Here is a 1,402-nt window from a genome sequence, read left to right as displayed (position 1 = left end):
GTGGGTTACCGAGCAGATTGCCCTGCCCGGCCTATCCACATTCATAGGAGGCCCCGTGTTCACCGAGCGTACGAGTGTCGGCCTGGACGTGCACGCACGATCGATCCGGGCGAGCGCGATCGATACGGCCACTGGCGAGCTGTTCGAGCAGACCCTTGCTCCGGGCGAGGACTACCGGCCCGTCCTGGACTGGATCACGCGACTTCCCGGCCCGTTGGCCGTGACCTACGAGGCCGGCCCGACGGGCTTCGGCCTGGCCCGCGTGCTGACCGGCGCGGGTATCAGGTGCGTGGTGGCCGCGCCGTCGAAGATCAACCGGCACCCGGGGACCGGGTCAAGACCGACGCCCGCGACGCGCGCCTGCTCGCCCGCCTGCTGCGGGTCGATGACCTGTGCGGCGTGGTCGTGCCCACGATCGAGCAGGAGTCCGCTCGCGACCTGGTCCGCCTACGGTTCGACAACCGCTCCGACCTCATGTCGGCCCGTCACCGCCTGGGCAAGCTGCTGCTGCGTCACGGGCACGTCTACTGCGGCGGGCGCGCGTGGACCGGCGCGCACGAGCAGTGGATGAACCAGATCCGCTTCACCCACCCAGGCACCCGCATCGCGTTCGCCGAGTCCCGTGAGCTCGCCGGCCACCTGCAAGCGCGCCGCGACCGCCTCGATGCGCAGATCGGGGTCCTGGCCGCGGACTCCTCGTTCACACCCGTGGTGACCCGGCTGTGCTGCCTGCGCGGGGTCGCGACCCTGACCGGCTTCGCCCTCGCCGTGGAGGTCGGCGACTGGACCCGCTTCACGGGCTCGAGCATCGGATCCTTCCTCGGCCTGACCCCGAGCGAGCACTCCTCCGGCGGCACCCGCCGCCAGGGCGGGATCACGAAGGCCGGGAACACCCACGCCCGCCGCCTCCTGGTCGAGTCCGCCTGGCTGCACAAGCCCCGCTACGTCGTGGGCAAGGTCCTACAAGAACGCTGGAACGTCGCCTCACCCGCCGCACGCGAACGCGCCGACCTCGCCAACCGGCGCCTGCACCACCGCTGGATCCGATTCGACGCCCGCGCCAAGAAGCACACCGTGGCCACCACCGCGATCGCCCGGGAGCTCGCCGGCTGGTGCTGGTCCCTCGCCGTCCTGCCCGAATAGCCCGCCCCGCCCACCCGGCAGGGCCACCTAGCTTGCCGCCCGTGCCCGACGCGTCGTGCGCAGCGCGAGGAGCGATCCACGATTCGGCTGTGAGCAGCCCCAGCACAGGGCCACGCTCGACCTCAGACACCCGATGGTCCCGCTCCTGCCGAACAACCCGTCATGCGGTAATCAACCCGCGAATATCAGTCTTGACCACGCGTCGACAACGACACGCTGCACCCCGCACCACGGCACCCGCGACAAGAGAAGTGCCCGC

At 70.8% G+C, this 1,402-nt stretch carries 1 protein-coding gene; it reads left to right on the top strand.

What is annotated here, in order from left to right; all coding sequences use genetic code 11:
• Nucleotides 1–285: 285 nt before the first annotated feature.
• Nucleotides 286–1,143 carry an IS110 family RNA-guided transposase gene (locus tag ABD254_RS21240; protein ID WP_344250970.1) on the top strand — a complete coding sequence of 286 codons (858 nt, stop codon included), beginning with the start codon at nt 286–288 and terminating at the stop codon, nt 1,141–1,143.
• Nucleotides 1,144–1,402: the final 259 nt, after the last annotated feature.

The sequence above is a fragment of the Isoptericola hypogeus genome (assembly GCF_039531145.1).
GTDB classification, from domain to species: Bacteria; Actinomycetota; Actinomycetes; order Actinomycetales; family Cellulomonadaceae; genus Isoptericola; species Isoptericola hypogeus.
The sequence above is the reverse complement of the archived record's forward strand: the minus strand, read 5'-3'. Positions and strand labels throughout refer to the sequence as shown.